This is a genomic window from Caballeronia sp. LZ062 (assembly GCF_031450785.1).
In the GTDB taxonomy this organism is placed as follows: domain Bacteria; phylum Pseudomonadota; class Gammaproteobacteria; order Burkholderiales; family Burkholderiaceae; genus Caballeronia.
Window position 1 is genome coordinate 2,924,489 of sequence record NZ_JARTWB010000002.1, and the last position, 15,361, is coordinate 2,939,849.

The window sequence follows — 15,361 nt, forward strand, 5'->3', positions numbered from 1 at the left end:
CCTCGAACCGCCCGGTCTTTCGCCGGGCGGTTTTTTTTCGTCCCTTCTTTCCGATTCGCACGTCGGCCGAACGGCTAACGTTGCGATTCAAGCGTGGGCGCGTGCGCTCGCGTTGATAGAATTCGTTATCCTCCACGCCGCAGTCCGCGCTTCTTTCTATGTCCCGTCCGCTCGAGATCCTCAACGAAGTTTTCGGCTATCCGGCTTTTCGCGGACAGCAGGCGGAAATCGTCGAACATGTGGCCAATGGCGGCGATTCGCTCGTGTTGATGCCGACGGGCGGCGGAAAATCGCTGTGCTATCAGATTCCGTCGCTGGTGCGCAAAGAGGCGGGCTTCGGCGCGGGCATCGTGGTTTCGCCGCTGATCGCGCTGATGCAGGATCAGGTTGCCGCGCTCACCGAAGTGGGCGTGCGCGCGGCGTATCTCAATTCGACGCTCTCGGGCGCGGAAGCCGCCGCGACGGAGCGCGCGTTGCGCAACGGCAGCATCGATTTGTTGTACGTCGCGCCCGAGCGTCTGATGACGCCGCGCTTTCTCGATCTGCTGGAAAGCTCGCCTGTTGGCCTTTTTGCCATCGACGAGGCGCATTGCGTCTCGCAGTGGGGCCACGACTTCCGGCCTGAGTACATTCAGCTGTCCGTGCTGCACGAGCGGTTCCCGAACGTGCCACGCATCGCGCTCACCGCGACGGCGGACGCGATCACGCGCGATGAGATCGTGCATCGCCTTGCGCTCGACGACGCGCGCATCTTCGTATCGAGCTTCGACAGGCCGAACATCCGCTATCGCATCGTCGAGAAGGACAACGCGCGCTCGCAATTGCTCGACTTCATTCGTGCCGAGCACACGAACAAGGACGGCACGACCGACGCGGGCGTCGTCTATTGCCTCTCGCGGCGCAAGGTGGAAGAGACCGCCGACTGGCTCAAGGGCCAAGGCGTTCGCGCGCTGCCGTACCACGCCGGCATGGAGTTCGAGACGCGTCAAAAGCATCAGGAGATGTTCCAGCGTGAAGAAGGCATCGTGATGTGCGCGACGATCGCGTTTGGCATGGGCATCGACAAGCCGGACGTGCGGTTTGTGGCGCACCTCGATTTGCCGAAGAGCGTCGAAGGTTACTATCAGGAGACAGGGCGCGCGGGCCGCGACGGCCTGCCCGCGAACGCGTGGATGGCCTACGGCTTGGGCGATGTCGTGCAGCAGCGCAAGATGATCGACGAGTCCGATGCCGACGATGCGCACAAGCGTGTGCAGACCGGCAAGCTCGACGCGCTCCTCGGCCTTTGTGAAGCCGCGACGTGCCGCCGCGTGCGCCTGCTCGCGTACTTCGGCGAGACGAGCACGCCGTGCGGCAACTGCGATACGTGTCTGGAACCGCCGGCTTCGTGGGACGCCACGCGCGAGGCGCAGATGGCGCTGTCGTGCGTCTATCGCGCACAGAAAGCGAGCGGTTTCCACTTCGGCGCGGGTCATCTGATCGACATCTTGCGCGGCACGCGTAGCGAGAAGATCTTGCAGCGCGGGCACGACAAGCTGTCCACCTTCGGCGTCGGCGCGAGCCTTTCTGAACCGGAGTGGCGCGCCGTTTTCAGACAACTGGTCGCTTTCGGCTTTCTGGCCGTCGATCATGACGGGTTCGGGGCGCTCGTCCTGACGGACGCCAGCAAGCCCGTGTTGAAGGGCGAGGAGCGCGTCACGCTGCGCAAGTACGTGAAGCCGGTGCGCAACCGGCAGTCGTCCGGACGAACCGGCGAGCGCGCCGACCCGACGGCAGGCATGTCGCCGCGCGAGAAAGCGCGATGGGATCGCCTGCGTACGTGGCGCGCCGAAACCGCGAAGTCCGACGGCGTGCCGGCGTACGTCATCTTCCACGACGCCACGCTCGCCGAGATTGCGCGCAGCGATCCCGATACGGTCGACGACTTGCGCCACATTCCGGGCATCGGCGTACGGAAGCTGGAGCGTTTCGGCGACGAACTGCTTGACGTGGTCGGCGCGGACTGACGTTGCATCGGCGAGTGAGCGAGAAATCCGCGCAACGTATTGACCGGATTGGCATTTCCGGAATATCATGCTAGGTTCTCGCGCTTGGCACGCTTTGGGATCCTGCCTAAGGTGGATGCCTAAGGTGGACGCCTAAGGTCGATTCGCACAAGCGGAAGCCATACACGAGAAAGTCAGACGCGCGATTCCTTCGCTTTGCCCGTTCGGAATCGCGCCGATTTTGTTCATTTTTAGGATTAAACGATGCCAACCATCAATCAACTGGTTCGCAAAGGCCGCACGTCGGAAACGACGAAGAGCAAGTCGCCGGCCCTGCAGGACTGCCCGCAGCGTCGCGGCGTGTGCACCCGCGTGTACACGACGACGCCGAAGAAGCCGAACTCGGCACTTCGTAAAGTTGCCAAGGTTCGTCTCACGAACGGCTTCGAAGTCATTTCGTACATCGGTGGTGAAGGCCACAACCTGCAGGAACACTCGGTCGTGCTGATTCGCGGCGGTCGTGTGAAGGACTTGCCGGGTGTGCGTTACCACATGGTCCGCGGCTCGCTGGATACCCAGGGCGTCAAGGATCGTAAGCAGGCTCGCTCGAAGTACGGTGCGAAGCGCGCCAAGGCCGGCAAGTAATAACCGGCTGGAGCAGTCGAAGTAGTTTCAGGTCGCCGCAAGGCGGTTAATGCGGTGGTACCGGATGTGCCGGTGCTGTCGAGTAAGTGGTCACCCGGCCAAGCTGGTTTAGTCGAGAGATGGATCGGGTTAGTTGGTGGCCGCGGAGCGGAAAAGCGCTCCAACTGAAAACGTAAAGGAAGAAACATGCCGCGTCGTCGCGAAGTCCCCAAGCGGGAAGTATTGCCGGATCCGAAGTTCGGCAACGTAGATGTAGCCAAGTTCATGAACGTGCTGATGTTGTCTGGCAAGAAGTCGGTTGCCGAACGCATCGTGTACGGCGCTTTTGAACAGATCCAGACCAAGGGTGGCAAGGACCCGCTGGAAGTGTTCACGGTTGCGCTCAACAACGTGAAGCCGGTGGTCGAAGTGAAGAGCCGTCGCGTTGGTGGTGCGAACTATCAAGTTCCGGTCGAAGTGCGTCCCTCGCGTCGTATGGCATTGGCGATGCGTTGGTTGCGCGAAGCCGCGAAGAAGCGCAGCGAAAAGTCGATGGCCCTGCGTCTGGCAGGTGAGCTCTCCGAAGCGGCAGAAGGCCGCGGCGGCGCGATGAAGAAGCGCGACGAAGTTCACCGCATGGCAGAGGCTAACAAGGCATTCTCGCATTTCCGTTTCTAAGCTCCCGCTCATAGGGCAACGGAAAAATCAGGGCGGGTGCGCTGTTTTCGGCGCCTCGCCCGTTTGTGTTAGGGCGCTGCCGGCTCATTGAGTGAGCTGGCGCGTCGACCGAAAAAGGATCCAAAGTGGCTCGCAAGACACCTATCGAGCGCTACCGCAATATCGGTATTAGCGCTCACATCGACGCCGGCAAAACGACGACGACCGAGCGCATCCTGTTTTACACGGGCGTGAACCACAAGATCGGTGAAGTTCACGACGGCGCAGCAACGATGGACTGGATGGAGCAGGAGCAGGAGCGCGGCATCACCATCACGTCGGCTGCTACCACGGCCTTCTGGAAGGGCATGGGCGGCAACTACCCCGAGCACCGCATCAACATCATCGACACGCCGGGACACGTCGACTTCACGATCGAAGTGGAGCGCTCGATGCGCGTCCTCGACGGCGCGTGCATGGTCTACTGCGCAGTGGGCGGCGTGCAGCCGCAGTCGGAAACAGTGTGGCGTCAGGCGAACAAGTACAAGGTTCCCCGTCTCGCGTTCGTCAACAAGATGGACCGTACCGGCGCGAACTTCTTCAAGGTCTACGACCAGCTGAAGACGCGCCTGAAGGCGAACCCGGTGCCCGTCGTCGTGCCGATCGGCTCTGAAGAAAACTTCAAGGGCGTCGTCGATCTGCTGAAGATGAAGGCGATCATTTGGGACGAAGCGTCGCAAGGCACGAAGTTCGACTACGTCGACATTCCGGCTGAACTCGTCGACACGTGCAACGAGTGGCGCGAGAAGATGATCGAGTCGGCTGCTGAAGCCAGCGAAGAGCTGATGGAAAAGTACCTCGGCGGCGAAGAGCTGTCGGAAGCGGAAGTCGTGAAGGCGATCCGCGACCGGACCATCGCGTGCGAAATCCAGCCGATGCTGTGCGGCACCGCGTTCAAGAACAAGGGCGTGCAGCGCATGCTCGACGCCGTGATCGACTTCCTGCCGTCGCCGGTCGACATTCCGCCGGTCACGGGCGAGCTCGAAAGCGGCGAGAAGGCCGAGCGCCGTGCTGCCGACGACGAAAAGTTCTCGGCACTCGCGTTCAAGATCATGACGGACCCGTTCGTCGGTCAGCTGATCTTCTTCCGCGTGTATTCGGGCGTCGTGAATTCGGGTGACACCGTGCTGAACGCGACCAAGGACAAGAAGGAACGTCTCGGCCGTATTCTGCAGATGCACGCGAACCAGCGCGAAGAAATCAAGGAAGTGCGCGCGGGCGACATCGCCGCGGCCGTCGGTCTGAAGGAAGCCACCACGGGCGACACGCTGTGCGATCCGCAGAACCCGATCGTCCTCGAACGCATGATTTTCCCGGAGCCGGTGATTTCGCAGGCTGTCGAGCCGAAGACCAAGGCTGACCAGGAAAAGATGGGTCTGGCGCTGAACCGTCTGGCTCAGGAAGATCCGTCGTTCCGCGTGCAAACGGACGAAGAATCGGGCCAGACCATCATTTCGGGCATGGGCGAGCTCCACCTCGAAATCCTGGTTGACCGCATGAAGCGCGAATTCGGCGTGGAAGCGACCGTCGGCAAGCCGCAGGTTGCTTACCGCGAAACCATTCGCACGACGGCGGCAGACGTCGACGGCAAGTTCGTCAAGCAGTCGGGTGGTCGCGGCCAGTACGGTCACGCGGTCATCACGCTCGAGCCGAACGAGCAGGGCAAGGGCTACGAGTTCCTGGACGAGATCAAGGGCGGCGTGATTCCGCGCGAATACATCCCGGCCGTGGACAAGGGTATCCAGGAAACGCTGAAGTCGGGCGTGCTGGCTGGCTTCCCGGTGGTGGACGTGAAGGTGCACCTGACGTTCGGTTCGTACCACGACGTCGACTCGAACGAAAACGCGTTCCGCATGGCCGGCTCGATGGCCTTCAAGGAAGCAATGCGCAAGGCAAGCCCGGTCATCCTCGAACCGATGATGGCTGTGGAAGTCGAAACGCCGGAAGACTACATGGGCAACGTGATGGGCGATCTGTCCGGCCGTCGCGGTATCGTCCAGGGCATGGAAGACATGATTGGCGGCGGCAAGATCGTTCGCGCCGAAGTGCCGCTGTCCGAAATGTTCGGCTACTCGACGTCGCTGCGTTCGCTGACGCAAGGCCGTGCAACGTACACGATGGAATTCAAGCACTATGCTGAAGCTCCGCGTAACGTCGCCGACGCGATCATCAACGCCAAGGGTAAGTAATACCCGCAAGTCATTCGGCGCAAGCCACAAGCTTTAACCGATAACCAAACTTTGAAAGAAGGTAATCATGGCAAAAGGTAAATTCGAGCGGACCAAGCCGCACGTGAACGTGGGCACGATCGGTCACGTTGACCACGGCAAGACCACGCTGACGGCAGCGATCACGACGGTGCTGACCAAGAAGTTCGGCGGCGAAGCCAAGGCGTATGACCAGATCGACGCGGCGCCGGAAGAAAAGGCGCGCGGCATCACCATCAACACCGCGCACGTCGAGTACGAAACGGCTAACCGCCACTACGCACACGTCGATTGCCCGGGCCACGCCGACTACGTGAAGAACATGATCACGGGCGCGGCGCAGATGGACGGCGCAATCCTGGTGTGCTCGGCCGCTGACGGCCCGATGCCGCAAACGCGCGAGCACATCCTGCTGGCCCGTCAGGTCGGCGTGCCGTACATCATCGTGTTCCTGAACAAGTGCGACATGGTGGACGACGCCGAGCTGCTCGAGCTCGTCGAAATGGAAGTGCGCGAACTCCTGTCGAAGTACGACTTCCCGGGCGACGACACGCCGATCATCAAGGGTTCGGCCAAGCTCGCGCTGGAAGGCGACACGGGCGAGCTCGGTGAAGTGGCGATCATGAACCTGGCCGACGCGCTGGACACGTACATCCCGACGCCGGAGCGCGCAGTGGATGGCGCGTTCCTGATGCCGGTGGAAGACGTGTTCTCGATCTCGGGTCGCGGCACGGTGGTGACGGGTCGCGTCGAGCGCGGTGTGGTGAAGGTCGGCGAGGAAATCGAAATCGTCGGTATCAAGCCGACGGTGAAGACCACCTGCACGGGCGTGGAAATGTTCCGCAAGCTGCTCGACCAAGGTCAAGCGGGCGACAACGTCGGTATTCTCTTGCGCGGCACGAAGCGTGAAGACGTCGAGCGCGGCCAGGTGCTGGCCAAGCCGGGTTCGATCACGCCGCACACGCACTTCACCGCTGAAGTGTACGTGCTGAGCAAGGACGAAGGCGGCCGTCACACGCCGTTCTTCAACAACTACCGTCCGCAGTTCTACTTCCGCACGACGGACGTGACCGGCTCGATCGAGCTGCCGAAGGACAAGGAAATGGTGATGCCGGGCGACAACGTGTCGATCACGGTCAAGCTGATCGCCCCGATCGCCATGGAAGAAGGTCTGCGCTTCGCTATCCGCGAAGGCGGCCGTACCGTCGGCGCTGGTGTCGTTGCGAAGATTATCGAGTAAAATCTCGGTCTTCTTTGAAGTCGCTGTACTGAAGTAACGTGACCGGAACCGGGTGTTCGGCCCAAGCGAGTGCCCGGTTCCTCGCTCTTTCGCACAATCGGCGGCGCAATACCGCCTCGCTCTTTTTAAGGAATCGTCATGCAGAACCAGAAAATCCGCATTCGTCTGAAGGCTTTCGACTATCGCCTGATCGACCAGTCGGCAGCCGAGATCGTAGATACGGCGAAGCGGACTGGCGCGATCGTCCGCGGCCCGGTGCCGCTGCCGACGCGTATTCAGCGTTTTGACATCCTGCGTTCGCCGCACGTCAACAAGACGTCGCGCGACCAGCTCGAAATCCGTACGCACCAACGCCTGATGGACATCGTCGATCCGACGGACAAGACCGTCGACGCGCTTATGAAGCTCGATCTGCCGGCTGGTGTGGACGTCGAAATCAAGCTGCAGTAAGCCTACAAAGCTCCGCCGGGTTCCCGGATGGAGCTAAGTCTTTGATTGCTTGCAGAAATCGAAAAGCCTTGTTATACTCCAAGGCTTTTCGCGCATTCGCGTAAAAAGTTCGCCTCGCTTCTCATAGCGGAGCGGACATTTTGTAATCAGCCCCGACCAATCGCAGTCGGGAATGGAGAAAACGATGAGCCTTGGACTCGTAGGTCGCAAGGTTGGCATGACCCGTATCTTCACGCCTGAGGGGGATTCGATCCCCGTCACCGTGCTGGACGTGTCGGACAACCGTGTGACGCAGATCAAGACCGTTGAAACGGATGGTTATACCGCCGTTCAGGTTGCATTCGGTACTCGCCGCGCTTCGCGCGTGACGAAGCCGCTGGCGGGTCACCTCGCCAAAGCTGGCGTTCAAGCCGGTGAAATCCTCCGCGAATTCCATATCGATACCGCCAAGGCAGGTGAACTGTCGAACGGCGCCGTCATCGGTACGGACATTTTCGAAGTCGGCCAGAAGGTTGACGTGCAAGGCACGTCGATCGGTAAGGGCTATGCCGGTACCATCAAGCGTTACAACTTCGCTTCGGGCCGCGCTTCGCACGGTAACTCGCGTTCGCACAACGTTCCGGGTTCGATCGGTATGGCGCAGGATCCGGGTCGTGTGTTTCCCGGCAAGCGGATGACGGGTCACCTCGGTGACGTGACCGTCACGGTCCAGAATCTCGAAATCGCCCGCATCGACGCTGAGCGCAATCTGCTGCTCGTCCGCGGTGCTGTTCCGGGTGCGAAGGGCGGCAAGGTCTTCGTGACCCCGGCCGTCAAGACCCGTGCTGCGAAAGGAGCGAAATAATGGAACTTAAGCTCCTGAATGCCAATGGTCAGGAAGGCGCTGGCGTGACCGCATCGGACGTCGTGTTCGGTCGCGATTACAACGAAGCCCTGATTCACCAAGTCGTCGTCGCTTATCAGGCGAACGCACGTAGCGGCAACCGCGCTCAGAAGGATCGTGAGCAGGTCAAGCACACCACGAAGAAGCCGTGGCGTCAGAAGGGTACGGGCCGCGCTCGTGCCGGTATGTCGTCGAGCCCGTTGTGGCGTGGCGGTGGTCGCATTTTCCCGAACTCGCCGGAAGAAAACTTCTCGCACAAGGTCAACAAGAAGATGCATCGCGCAGGCCTCTGCTCGATCTTCTCGCAGTTGGCTCGCGAAGGCCGCATCTCGGTGGTCGAGGATCTCGCGCTCGAAGCGCCGAAGACCAAGCTGTTGGCTGATAAATTCAAGGCGATGGGTCTCGATTCCGTGTTGGTCATCACCGATACGGTCGACGAAAACCTGTACCTCGCGTCCCGCAACCTGGCCCACGTGGCGGTTGTCGAGCCGCGTTACGCCGACCCGCTCTCGCTGATCTACTTCAAGAAAGTGCTGATCACGAAGGCTGCGGTCGCTCAGATCGAGGAGTTGCTGTCATGAGCGAAGTTCGCAAAAACGATCATCGTTTGATGCAAGTTCTGCTCGCGCCGGTGATCTCCGAAAAGGCGACGCTGGTTGCCGACAAGAACGAACAAGTCGTGTTCGAAGTCGCGCCGGACGCCACGAAGCAGGAAGTGAAGGCTGCTGTCGAGCTGCTGTTCAAGGTCGAAGTCAATTCCGTCAACGTGCTCGTCACGAAGGGTAAAGCCAAGCGCTTTGGCCGCTTCAATGGCAAGCGCAAGGACGTGAAGAAGGCGTACGTCTGCCTGAAGCCCGGCCAGGAAATCAACTTTGAAGCGGAGGCCAAGTAATCATGGCAATCGTGAAAGTTAAGCCGACCTCGCCGGGTCGCCGCGCGATGGTCAAAATCGTCAACAAAGATCTGCATAAGGGCAAGCCGCACGCAGCGCTGCTCGACTCGCAATCCAAGTCGGCGGGCCGTAACAACAACGGCCGTATCACCACGCGTCACCAAGGTGGCGGTCACAAGCAGCATTATCGTATCGTCGATTTCCGTCGCAACAAGGACGGCATCCCGGCAAAGGTCGAGCGTCTCGAGTACGACCCGAACCGTAGCGCGAACATCGCGCTGGTTCTGTACGCAGACGGCGAGCGTCGCTACATCATCGCGCCGAAGGGCGTGACGGTCGGCACGCAGCTGATGTCCGGTTCGGAAGCGCCGATTCGCGCAGGCAATACCCTGCCGATCCGCAATATTCCGGTCGGTACGACGATTCACTGCATCGAAATGCTGCCGGGCAAGGGCGCGCAGATCGCGCGTTCGGCTGGTACGTCGGCCATGCTGCTGGCACGTGAAGGCATCTACGCGCAGGTTCGCCTGCGTTCGGGCGAAATCCGCCGCGTGCACGTCGAGTGCCGCGCGACCATCGGTGAAGTCGGCAACGAAGAGCATAGCCTCCGTCAAATCGGTAAGGCTGGTGCGAATCGCTGGCGCGGCATCCGTCCGACGGTGCGTGGTGTTGCAATAAACCCGGTCGATCACCCGCACGGCGGTGGTGAAGGCAAGACGGCAGCAGGTCGCGATCCGGTGAGCCCGTGGGGCACGCCGACGAAGGGCTATCGCACCCGCAGCAATAAGCGCACGACGACGATGATCGTCCAGCGCCGTCACAAGCGTTAAGGAGTAGGCAATGACACGTTCTGCTAAAAAAGGTCCGTTCTGCGACGCTCATTTGCTGAAGAAAGTTGAGGCGGCTGCGTCCACACGTGACAAGAAGCCGATCAAGACCTGGTCGCGTCGTTCGACGATTCTGCCGGACTTCATCGGTCTGACGATCGCCGTTCACAACGGCCGTCAACACGTTCCGGTATACGTCACGGAAAACATGGTCGGCCATAAGCTTGGCGAGTTCGCACTGACCCGTACGTTCAAGGGTCACGCGGCCGACAAGAAGGCCAAGAAATAAGGGGCTATCAAGATGGAAGTGAAAGCAATTCATCGCGGTGCCCGCATCTCGGCGCAGAAAACGCGCCTTGTGGCTGACCAGATTCGTGGTTTGCCGGTCGACAAGGCGCTGAACGTTCTGACGTTCTCGCCGAAGAAGGCGGCGGGTATCGTCAAGAAGGTCGTGCTGTCTGCGATCGCGAATGCGGAACACAACGAAGGCGCCGATATCGACGAGCTCAAGATCACGAGCATCTACGTCGACAAGGCAGCTTCGCTGAAGCGTTTCACCGCGCGCGCCAAGGGCCGCGGTAACCGCATCGAGAAGCAATCCTGTCACATCACTGTGACGGTCGGGAATTAAGGAGCCATACGATGGGACAGAAAATTCATCCGACTGGCTTCCGTTTGGCCGTCAGCCGCAATTGGGCTTCGCGCTGGTACGCGAACAACAACAATTTCGCGGCGATGTTGCAGGAAGACATCGGTGTTCGTGAGTATCTGAAGAAGAAGCTGAAGAACGCGTCCGTCGGCCGCGTCGTGATCGAGCGTCCTGCAAAGAACGCACGCATCACGATTTTCAGCTCGCGTCCGGGTGTTGTGATCGGCAAGAAGGGCGAAGACATCGAGTCGCTCAAGTCCGAGCTGCAAAAGCGCATGGGCGTTCCGGTCCACGTGAACATCGAAGAAATCCGCAAGCCGGAAACCGATGCTCAACTGATCGCCGATTCCATCACGCAGCAGCTCGAGCGCCGGATCATGTTCCGCCGCGCGATGAAGCGTGCGATGCAAAACGCGATGCGTCTTGGCGCCCAAGGCATCAAGATCATGAGCGCCGGCCGTCTGAACGGTATCGAAATCGCTCGTACCGAGTGGTATCGCGAAGGTCGCGTGCCCCTCCATACGCTGCGCGCCGATATCGACTACGCGACGTCCGAAGCGAAGACCACGTACGGCATCATCGGCGTGAAGGTGTGGGTCTACAAGGGCGACACCCTCGGCCGCAACGAAGCGCCGGTAGTGGAAGAAGTCGCGGAAGAGAAGCGTCCGCGTCGCAACGCACGTCCGGGTGGCGATCGCCGTCCGCGTCGTGACGGTGAAGGTGCGCCGGGTGGTGCACGCCGCGGTGGTCCCCGTCGTGGCGGCGCTGGCGGTGACGCGAAGAGTGGAGAATAACGATGCTGCAACCGAAACGCAGAAAGTATCGCAAAGAGCAGAAGGGTCGTAACACCGGCAAGGCGACGCGCGGCAACGCGGTGTCGTTCGGTGAATATGGCCTGAAGGCTATCGGTCGCGGCCGTTTGACCGCGCGTCAGATCGAAGCGGCGCGTCGTGCAATGACGCGTCACATCAAGCGTGGCGGCCGGATCTGGATCCGCATTTTCCCGGACAAGCCGATTTCGCAGAAGCCGGCAGAAGTGCGTATGGGTAACGGTAAGGGTAACCCGGAGTACTACGTCGCTGAAATTCAACCGGGCAAGATGCTGTACGAAATGGACGGTGTCTCCGAAGAACTGGCGCGCGAAGCGTTCCGTCTGGCTGCAGCCAAGCTGCCGCTGAAGACGAACTTCGTCATCCGCCAGCTCGGCGCCTAAGGAGTAAACGATGAAGGCATCTGAACTTCACCAGAAGGACCAGGCCGCGCTCAACAAAGAGCTGTCGGACCTGCTTAAGGCGCAATTCGGCCTGCGCATGCAACTCGCGACCCAGCAGCTCACGAACACGAGCCAGCTGAAGAAGGTCCGTCGCGACATCGCACGTGTGCGGACTGTCCTGACTGAAAAGGCGAACCAGAAATGAACGATAGCGTAAAAACCTCGCTCAAGCGGACGCTGGTCGGCAAGGTCGTCAGCAACAAGATGGACAAGACGGTTACCGTGCTGGTCGAGCACCGTGTGAAGCACCCGATCTACGGCAAGTACGTCGTGCGTTCGAAGAAGTACCACGCGCACGATGACGCGAACACGTACAACGAAGGCGATCTCGTCGAAATCCAGGAAACGCGTCCGATTTCGAAGACGAAGGCCTGGGTTGTGTCGAAGCTGGTTGAAGCGGCTCGCGTGATCTAAAGCTGAAGTATCGCGATGCAGTAAGTAGTGGTATCGCAGTAAGTTTCGCTTGCAAGACCGGGATTATTTGTTATAATCTCGGTCTTCCCTCTTTGTGGGAGCCCCGTCGCGGGCGAAATTGGTGGGGGAAGCCGGTTCGGGCGCCAGCCTGTATCGACAGATTCACCGGATTGCGATGGCGGGTTTCGTCTGCCTTCGCTGCCTGTTCTAACCCAAGCAGCCGACTGGCTGACGGGACCAAGACTGACCGGATGTGCCATGGTGGTGCGACCGGATTAAGTTGGGAAAGATAAACCATGATCCAGACCGAAACTCGGCTTGAAGTGGCCGACAACACGGGTGCGCGTGAAGTCATGTGCATCAAGGTGCTCGGCGGCTCGAAGCGTCGTTACGCTAGCATTGGCGACATCATCAAGGTGACCGTCAAGGAAGCGACGCCGCGCGGACGCGTGAAAAAGGGCGAAATTTACAACGCCGTGGTCGTTCGCACGGCCAAGGGCGTGCGTCGCCAGGATGGCTCGCTGATCAAGTTCGACGGCAATGCCGCTGTCCTCTTGAATACGAAGCTCGAGCCGATCGGCACGCGTATTTTCGGGCCGGTGACGCGTGAACTGCGTAGCGAACGATTCATGAAGATCGTTTCGCTCGCGCCGGAAGTGCTGTAAGGAGTCGCGATGAACAAGATTCGCAAGGGTGACGAAGTCATCGTCATCACCGGCAAGGACAAGGGCAAGCGCGGCACCGTGCTGGCCGTTGCGGAAGACCGTGTGACCGTCGAGGGTATCAACCTCGTCAAGAAGCACGTGAAGCCGAACCCGATGAAGGGTACGACGGGCGGTGTGGAAGCCAAGTCGATGCCGCTGCATATTTCGAACGTCGCACTCGTCGACGCGAACGGCAAGGCATCGCGTGTTGGCATCAAGGTCGAAGACGGCAGGAAGGTTCGCTTCTTGAAGTCGACCGGCGCCACGCTCAACGCCTGATGCGGAGTTAAAAAATGGCTCGTCTGCAAGAGATTTATAAAGAAACGGTTGTGCCGCAACTCGTCGAAAAGTTCGGCTACAAGTCCATCATGGAAGTGCCGCGCATCACCAAGATCACCCTGAACATGGGTCTTGGCGAAGCCGTCGCTGACAAGAAGATCATCGAAAACGCCGTGGGCGACCTGACGAAGATTGCTGGCCAGAAGCCGGTTATCACCAAGGCGCGCAAGGCAATCGCAGGCTTCAAGATTCGTCAGGGCTACCCGATCGGCGCGATGGTGACGCTGCGCGGTCAAGCGATGTACGAATTCCTGGACCGCTTCGTGACGGTTGCGCTGCCCCGCGTGCGCGACTTCCGTGGCGTGTCGGGCCGCGCATTCGACGGTCGTGGCAACTACAACATCGGTGTGAAAGAGCAGATCATTTTCCCCGAGATCGACTACGACAAGATCGACGCGCTTCGTGGGCTGAACATCAGCATCACGACTACCGCGAAGACCGACGACGAAGCAAAGGCGCTGCTCGCCGGCTTCAAGTTCCCGTTCAGAAACTGAGGTTACCGTGGCTAAACTGGCACTGATCGAACGTGAAAAGAAGCGTGCGCGCCTGGCTGCTAAGTACGCTCCGAAGCGTGCTGAACTGAAGGCTGTGATTGACGACGCAAGCAAGTCGGACGAAGAGCGTTACTTCGCTCGTCTGGCCCTGCAACAACTGCCGCGTAACTCGAACCCGACTCGCAAGCGTAACCGCTGCGCAATCACGGGTCGTCCGCGTGGCACGTTCCGGAAGTTCGGCCTCGCGCGTAACAAGATTCGCGAGATCGCCTTCCGCGGCGAAATCCCCGGCCTGACCAAGGCGAGCTGGTAATAGGAGAAACATAAATGAGCATGAGTGATCCTATCGCCGATATGCTGACTCGCATCCGCAATGCGCAGATGGTCGAGAAGGTTTCGGTGACTATGCCCTCGTCGAAAGTCAAGGTTGCGATTGCGCAGGTTTTGAAGGACGAAGGTTATATCGACGACTTCGCAGTGAAGGCTGAAGGTGCGAAGACGGAACTGAATATCGCGTTGAAGTATTACGCTGGCCGTCCGGTGATCGAGCGCCTCGAGCGCGTGTCGAAGCCCGGTCTGCGCGTGTACCGCGGTCGCAACGATATCCCGCAGGTGATGAACGGCCTCGGCGTTGCCATCGTATCGACGCCGAAGGGTGTGATGACCGACCGCAAGGCGCGCCAGAACGGCGTCGGCGGCGAAGTCATCTGCTACGTCGCTTAACGCCGAAGGGAGAAGAAACATGTCTCGAGTAGGTAAAAGCCCGATCGCGCTGCCGCAAGGCGCGGAAGTGGCCGTCAAGGGCGACGTCATCACCGTCAAGGGTCCGCTCGGCACGATCTCGCAAGCGGCTAATCCGCTGGTGAGCGTGGCGAACGACAACGGTACGCTGAACTTCGCGCCGGCCGACGAAAGCCGTGAAGCAAACGCGATGTCCGGCACGATGCGCGCCCTGGTGGCGAACATGGTGCACGGCGTCACCAAGGGTTTCGAGCGCAAGCTGACGCTGGTTGGCGTCGGTTATCGTGCGCAAGCGCAAGGCGACAAGCTGAACCTGTCGCTGGGTTTCTCGCACCCGGTGGTGCACCAGATGCCGGAAGGCATCAAGGCTGAAACCCCGTCGCAGACCGAAATCGTGATCAAGGGGATCGACAAGCAGAAAGTCGGACAAGTCGCGGCGGAAGTGCGTGGCTATCGTCCGCCGGAGCCCTACAAGGGCAAGGGCGTGCGCTATTCCGACGAGGTCGTGATCCTCAAAGAAACGAAGAAGAAGTAAGGGTGCGCAATCATGGATAAGACTCAATCTCGCCTGCGCCGCGCTCGTCAGACGCGTATCAAGATCGCTGAGCTGCAGGTCGCGCGTCTCGCCGTGCATCGCACGAATACGCACATCTACGCGCAAGTGTTCTCGGCATGCGGCACCAAGGTGCTCGCAAGCGCCTCGACGCTCGAAGCTGAAGTGCGTGCAGAGCTGGCCGACAAGTCGGGCAAGGGCGGCAACATCAACGCTGCAACCCTGATCGGCAAGCGTATTGCCGAAAAGGCCAAGGCTGCCGGCATCGAATCCGTCGCCTTTGACCGCTCTGGTTTCCGCTACCACGGCCGCGTGAAGGCGCTGGCTGATGCGGCGCGCGAAGCCGGGCTCAAGTTCTAAGGGAAGAAT

At 60.2% G+C, this 15,361-nt stretch carries 23 protein-coding genes; all 23 read left to right on the plus strand.

Annotated features, from left to right (window positions below; all coding sequences use genetic code 11):
• The first annotated feature begins 158 nt into the window (after window positions 1-158).
• The 23 genes from recQ (at window position 159) to rplR (ending at window position 15,352) form a co-directional block, all read left to right on the plus strand.
• Complete coding sequence (recQ, locus tag P9239_RS19675; protein WP_309753850.1) at window positions 159-2,006, plus strand: DNA helicase RecQ; 1,848 nt, start codon at window positions 159-161, stop codon at window positions 2,004-2,006.
• Between the two features lie 243 nt (window positions 2,007-2,249).
• Window positions 2,250-2,630, plus strand: a complete 381-nt coding sequence (rpsL, locus tag P9239_RS19680; protein ID WP_006053290.1) for a 30S ribosomal protein S12 — start codon at window positions 2,250-2,252, stop codon at window positions 2,628-2,630.
• Window positions 2,631-2,816: 186 nt separating this feature from the next.
• Window positions 2,817-3,287 carry a 30S ribosomal protein S7 gene (rpsG, locus tag P9239_RS19685; RefSeq protein WP_006053291.1) on the plus strand — a complete coding sequence of 157 codons (471 nt, stop codon included), beginning with the start codon at window positions 2,817-2,819 and terminating at the stop codon, window positions 3,285-3,287.
• 125 nt (window positions 3,288-3,412) lie between these two features.
• A complete protein-coding gene (gene fusA, locus P9239_RS19690) occupies window positions 3,413-5,515 on the plus strand; it encodes an elongation factor G (RefSeq protein WP_309753851.1) in 2,103 nt (700 codons plus the stop codon).
• A 67-nt stretch (window positions 5,516-5,582) separates the two neighbouring features.
• Window positions 5,583-6,773 carry an elongation factor Tu gene (gene tuf / locus P9239_RS19695; protein WP_090541958.1) on the plus strand — a complete coding sequence of 397 codons (1,191 nt, stop codon included), beginning with the start codon at window positions 5,583-5,585 and terminating at the stop codon, window positions 6,771-6,773.
• A gap of 138 nt (window positions 6,774-6,911) precedes the next feature.
• Window positions 6,912-7,223, plus strand: coding sequence for a 30S ribosomal protein S10 (gene rpsJ, locus P9239_RS19700; protein WP_006998489.1), 312 nt, complete (start codon window positions 6,912-6,914; stop codon window positions 7,221-7,223).
• A 184-nt stretch (window positions 7,224-7,407) separates the two neighbouring features.
• Entirely contained in the window at window positions 7,408-8,067 is a 660-nt protein-coding gene (gene rplC / locus P9239_RS19705; protein WP_175946437.1) for a 50S ribosomal protein L3, read from the plus strand.
• On the plus strand, window positions 8,067-8,687 hold the full coding sequence (gene rplD / locus P9239_RS19710) for a 50S ribosomal protein L4 (RefSeq protein ID WP_175946439.1): 621 nt from the start codon (window positions 8,067-8,069) through the stop codon (window positions 8,685-8,687). The genes rplC and rplD overlap by 1 nt, the downstream gene beginning before the upstream one ends.
• On the plus strand, window positions 8,684-8,998 hold the full coding sequence (gene rplW / locus P9239_RS19715) for a 50S ribosomal protein L23 (RefSeq protein WP_035967599.1): 315 nt from the start codon (window positions 8,684-8,686) through the stop codon (window positions 8,996-8,998). Before rplD ends, rplW begins: the two co-directional genes overlap by 4 nt.
• 2 nt (window positions 8,999-9,000) lie before the next feature.
• A complete protein-coding gene (gene rplB, locus P9239_RS19720; protein ID WP_309753852.1) occupies window positions 9,001-9,828 on the plus strand; it encodes a 50S ribosomal protein L2 in 828 nt (275 codons plus the stop codon).
• A 10-nt stretch (window positions 9,829-9,838) separates the two neighbouring features.
• Window positions 9,839-10,114 (plus strand): 30S ribosomal protein S19, encoded by a 276-nt coding sequence (gene rpsS / locus P9239_RS19725; RefSeq protein ID WP_008343850.1) that lies wholly within the window; start codon window positions 9,839-9,841, stop codon window positions 10,112-10,114.
• A gap of 12 nt (window positions 10,115-10,126) precedes the next feature.
• Window positions 10,127-10,456, plus strand: a complete 330-nt coding sequence (gene rplV, locus P9239_RS19730) for a 50S ribosomal protein L22 (RefSeq protein ID WP_007730533.1) — start codon at window positions 10,127-10,129, stop codon at window positions 10,454-10,456.
• An 11-nt stretch (window positions 10,457-10,467) separates the two neighbouring features.
• The gene (gene rpsC, locus P9239_RS19735; protein WP_248320638.1) at window positions 10,468-11,268 is read left to right on the plus strand and encodes a 30S ribosomal protein S3; all 801 of its coding nucleotides are present in this window, start codon (window positions 10,468-10,470) and stop codon (window positions 11,266-11,268) included.
• Between the two features lie 2 nt (window positions 11,269-11,270).
• Complete coding sequence (rplP, locus tag P9239_RS19740) at window positions 11,271-11,687, plus strand: 50S ribosomal protein L16 (RefSeq protein WP_035967605.1); 417 nt, start codon at window positions 11,271-11,273, stop codon at window positions 11,685-11,687.
• Between the two features lie 10 nt (window positions 11,688-11,697).
• A complete protein-coding gene (rpmC, locus tag P9239_RS19745; RefSeq protein ID WP_007180130.1) occupies window positions 11,698-11,892 on the plus strand; it encodes a 50S ribosomal protein L29 in 195 nt (64 codons plus the stop codon).
• Entirely contained in the window at window positions 11,889-12,161 is a 273-nt protein-coding gene (gene rpsQ / locus P9239_RS19750) for a 30S ribosomal protein S17 (protein ID WP_008343854.1), read from the plus strand. The genes rpmC and rpsQ overlap by 4 nt, the downstream gene beginning before the upstream one ends.
• Window positions 12,162-12,457: 296 nt before the next feature.
• Window positions 12,458-12,826 carry a 50S ribosomal protein L14 gene (gene rplN / locus P9239_RS19755; protein WP_006998478.1) on the plus strand — a complete coding sequence of 123 codons (369 nt, stop codon included), beginning with the start codon at window positions 12,458-12,460 and terminating at the stop codon, window positions 12,824-12,826.
• A 9-nt stretch (window positions 12,827-12,835) separates the two neighbouring features.
• Entirely contained in the window at window positions 12,836-13,144 is a 309-nt protein-coding gene (gene rplX, locus P9239_RS19760) for a 50S ribosomal protein L24 (RefSeq protein WP_309753853.1), read from the plus strand.
• A 14-nt stretch (window positions 13,145-13,158) separates the two neighbouring features.
• Window positions 13,159-13,698, plus strand: coding sequence for a 50S ribosomal protein L5 (gene rplE / locus P9239_RS19765; protein WP_159837176.1), 540 nt, complete (start codon window positions 13,159-13,161; stop codon window positions 13,696-13,698).
• Window positions 13,699-13,705: 7 nt separating this feature from the next.
• Window positions 13,706-14,011: a 30S ribosomal protein S14 gene (rpsN, locus tag P9239_RS19770; protein WP_061126156.1), complete on the plus strand. Its 306-nt coding sequence runs from the start codon at window positions 13,706-13,708 to the stop codon at window positions 14,009-14,011.
• Between the two features lie 14 nt (window positions 14,012-14,025).
• Window positions 14,026-14,421, plus strand: coding sequence for a 30S ribosomal protein S8 (gene rpsH / locus P9239_RS19775; protein WP_035967610.1), 396 nt, complete (start codon window positions 14,026-14,028; stop codon window positions 14,419-14,421).
• Between the two features lie 19 nt (window positions 14,422-14,440).
• Window positions 14,441-14,974, plus strand: coding sequence for a 50S ribosomal protein L6 (gene rplF, locus P9239_RS19780; protein WP_309753854.1), 534 nt, complete (start codon window positions 14,441-14,443; stop codon window positions 14,972-14,974).
• A 12-nt stretch (window positions 14,975-14,986) separates the two neighbouring features.
• Window positions 14,987-15,352, plus strand: a complete 366-nt coding sequence (rplR, locus tag P9239_RS19785) for a 50S ribosomal protein L18 (protein ID WP_035967614.1) — start codon at window positions 14,987-14,989, stop codon at window positions 15,350-15,352.
• Window positions 15,353-15,361 lie beyond the last annotated feature (9 nt).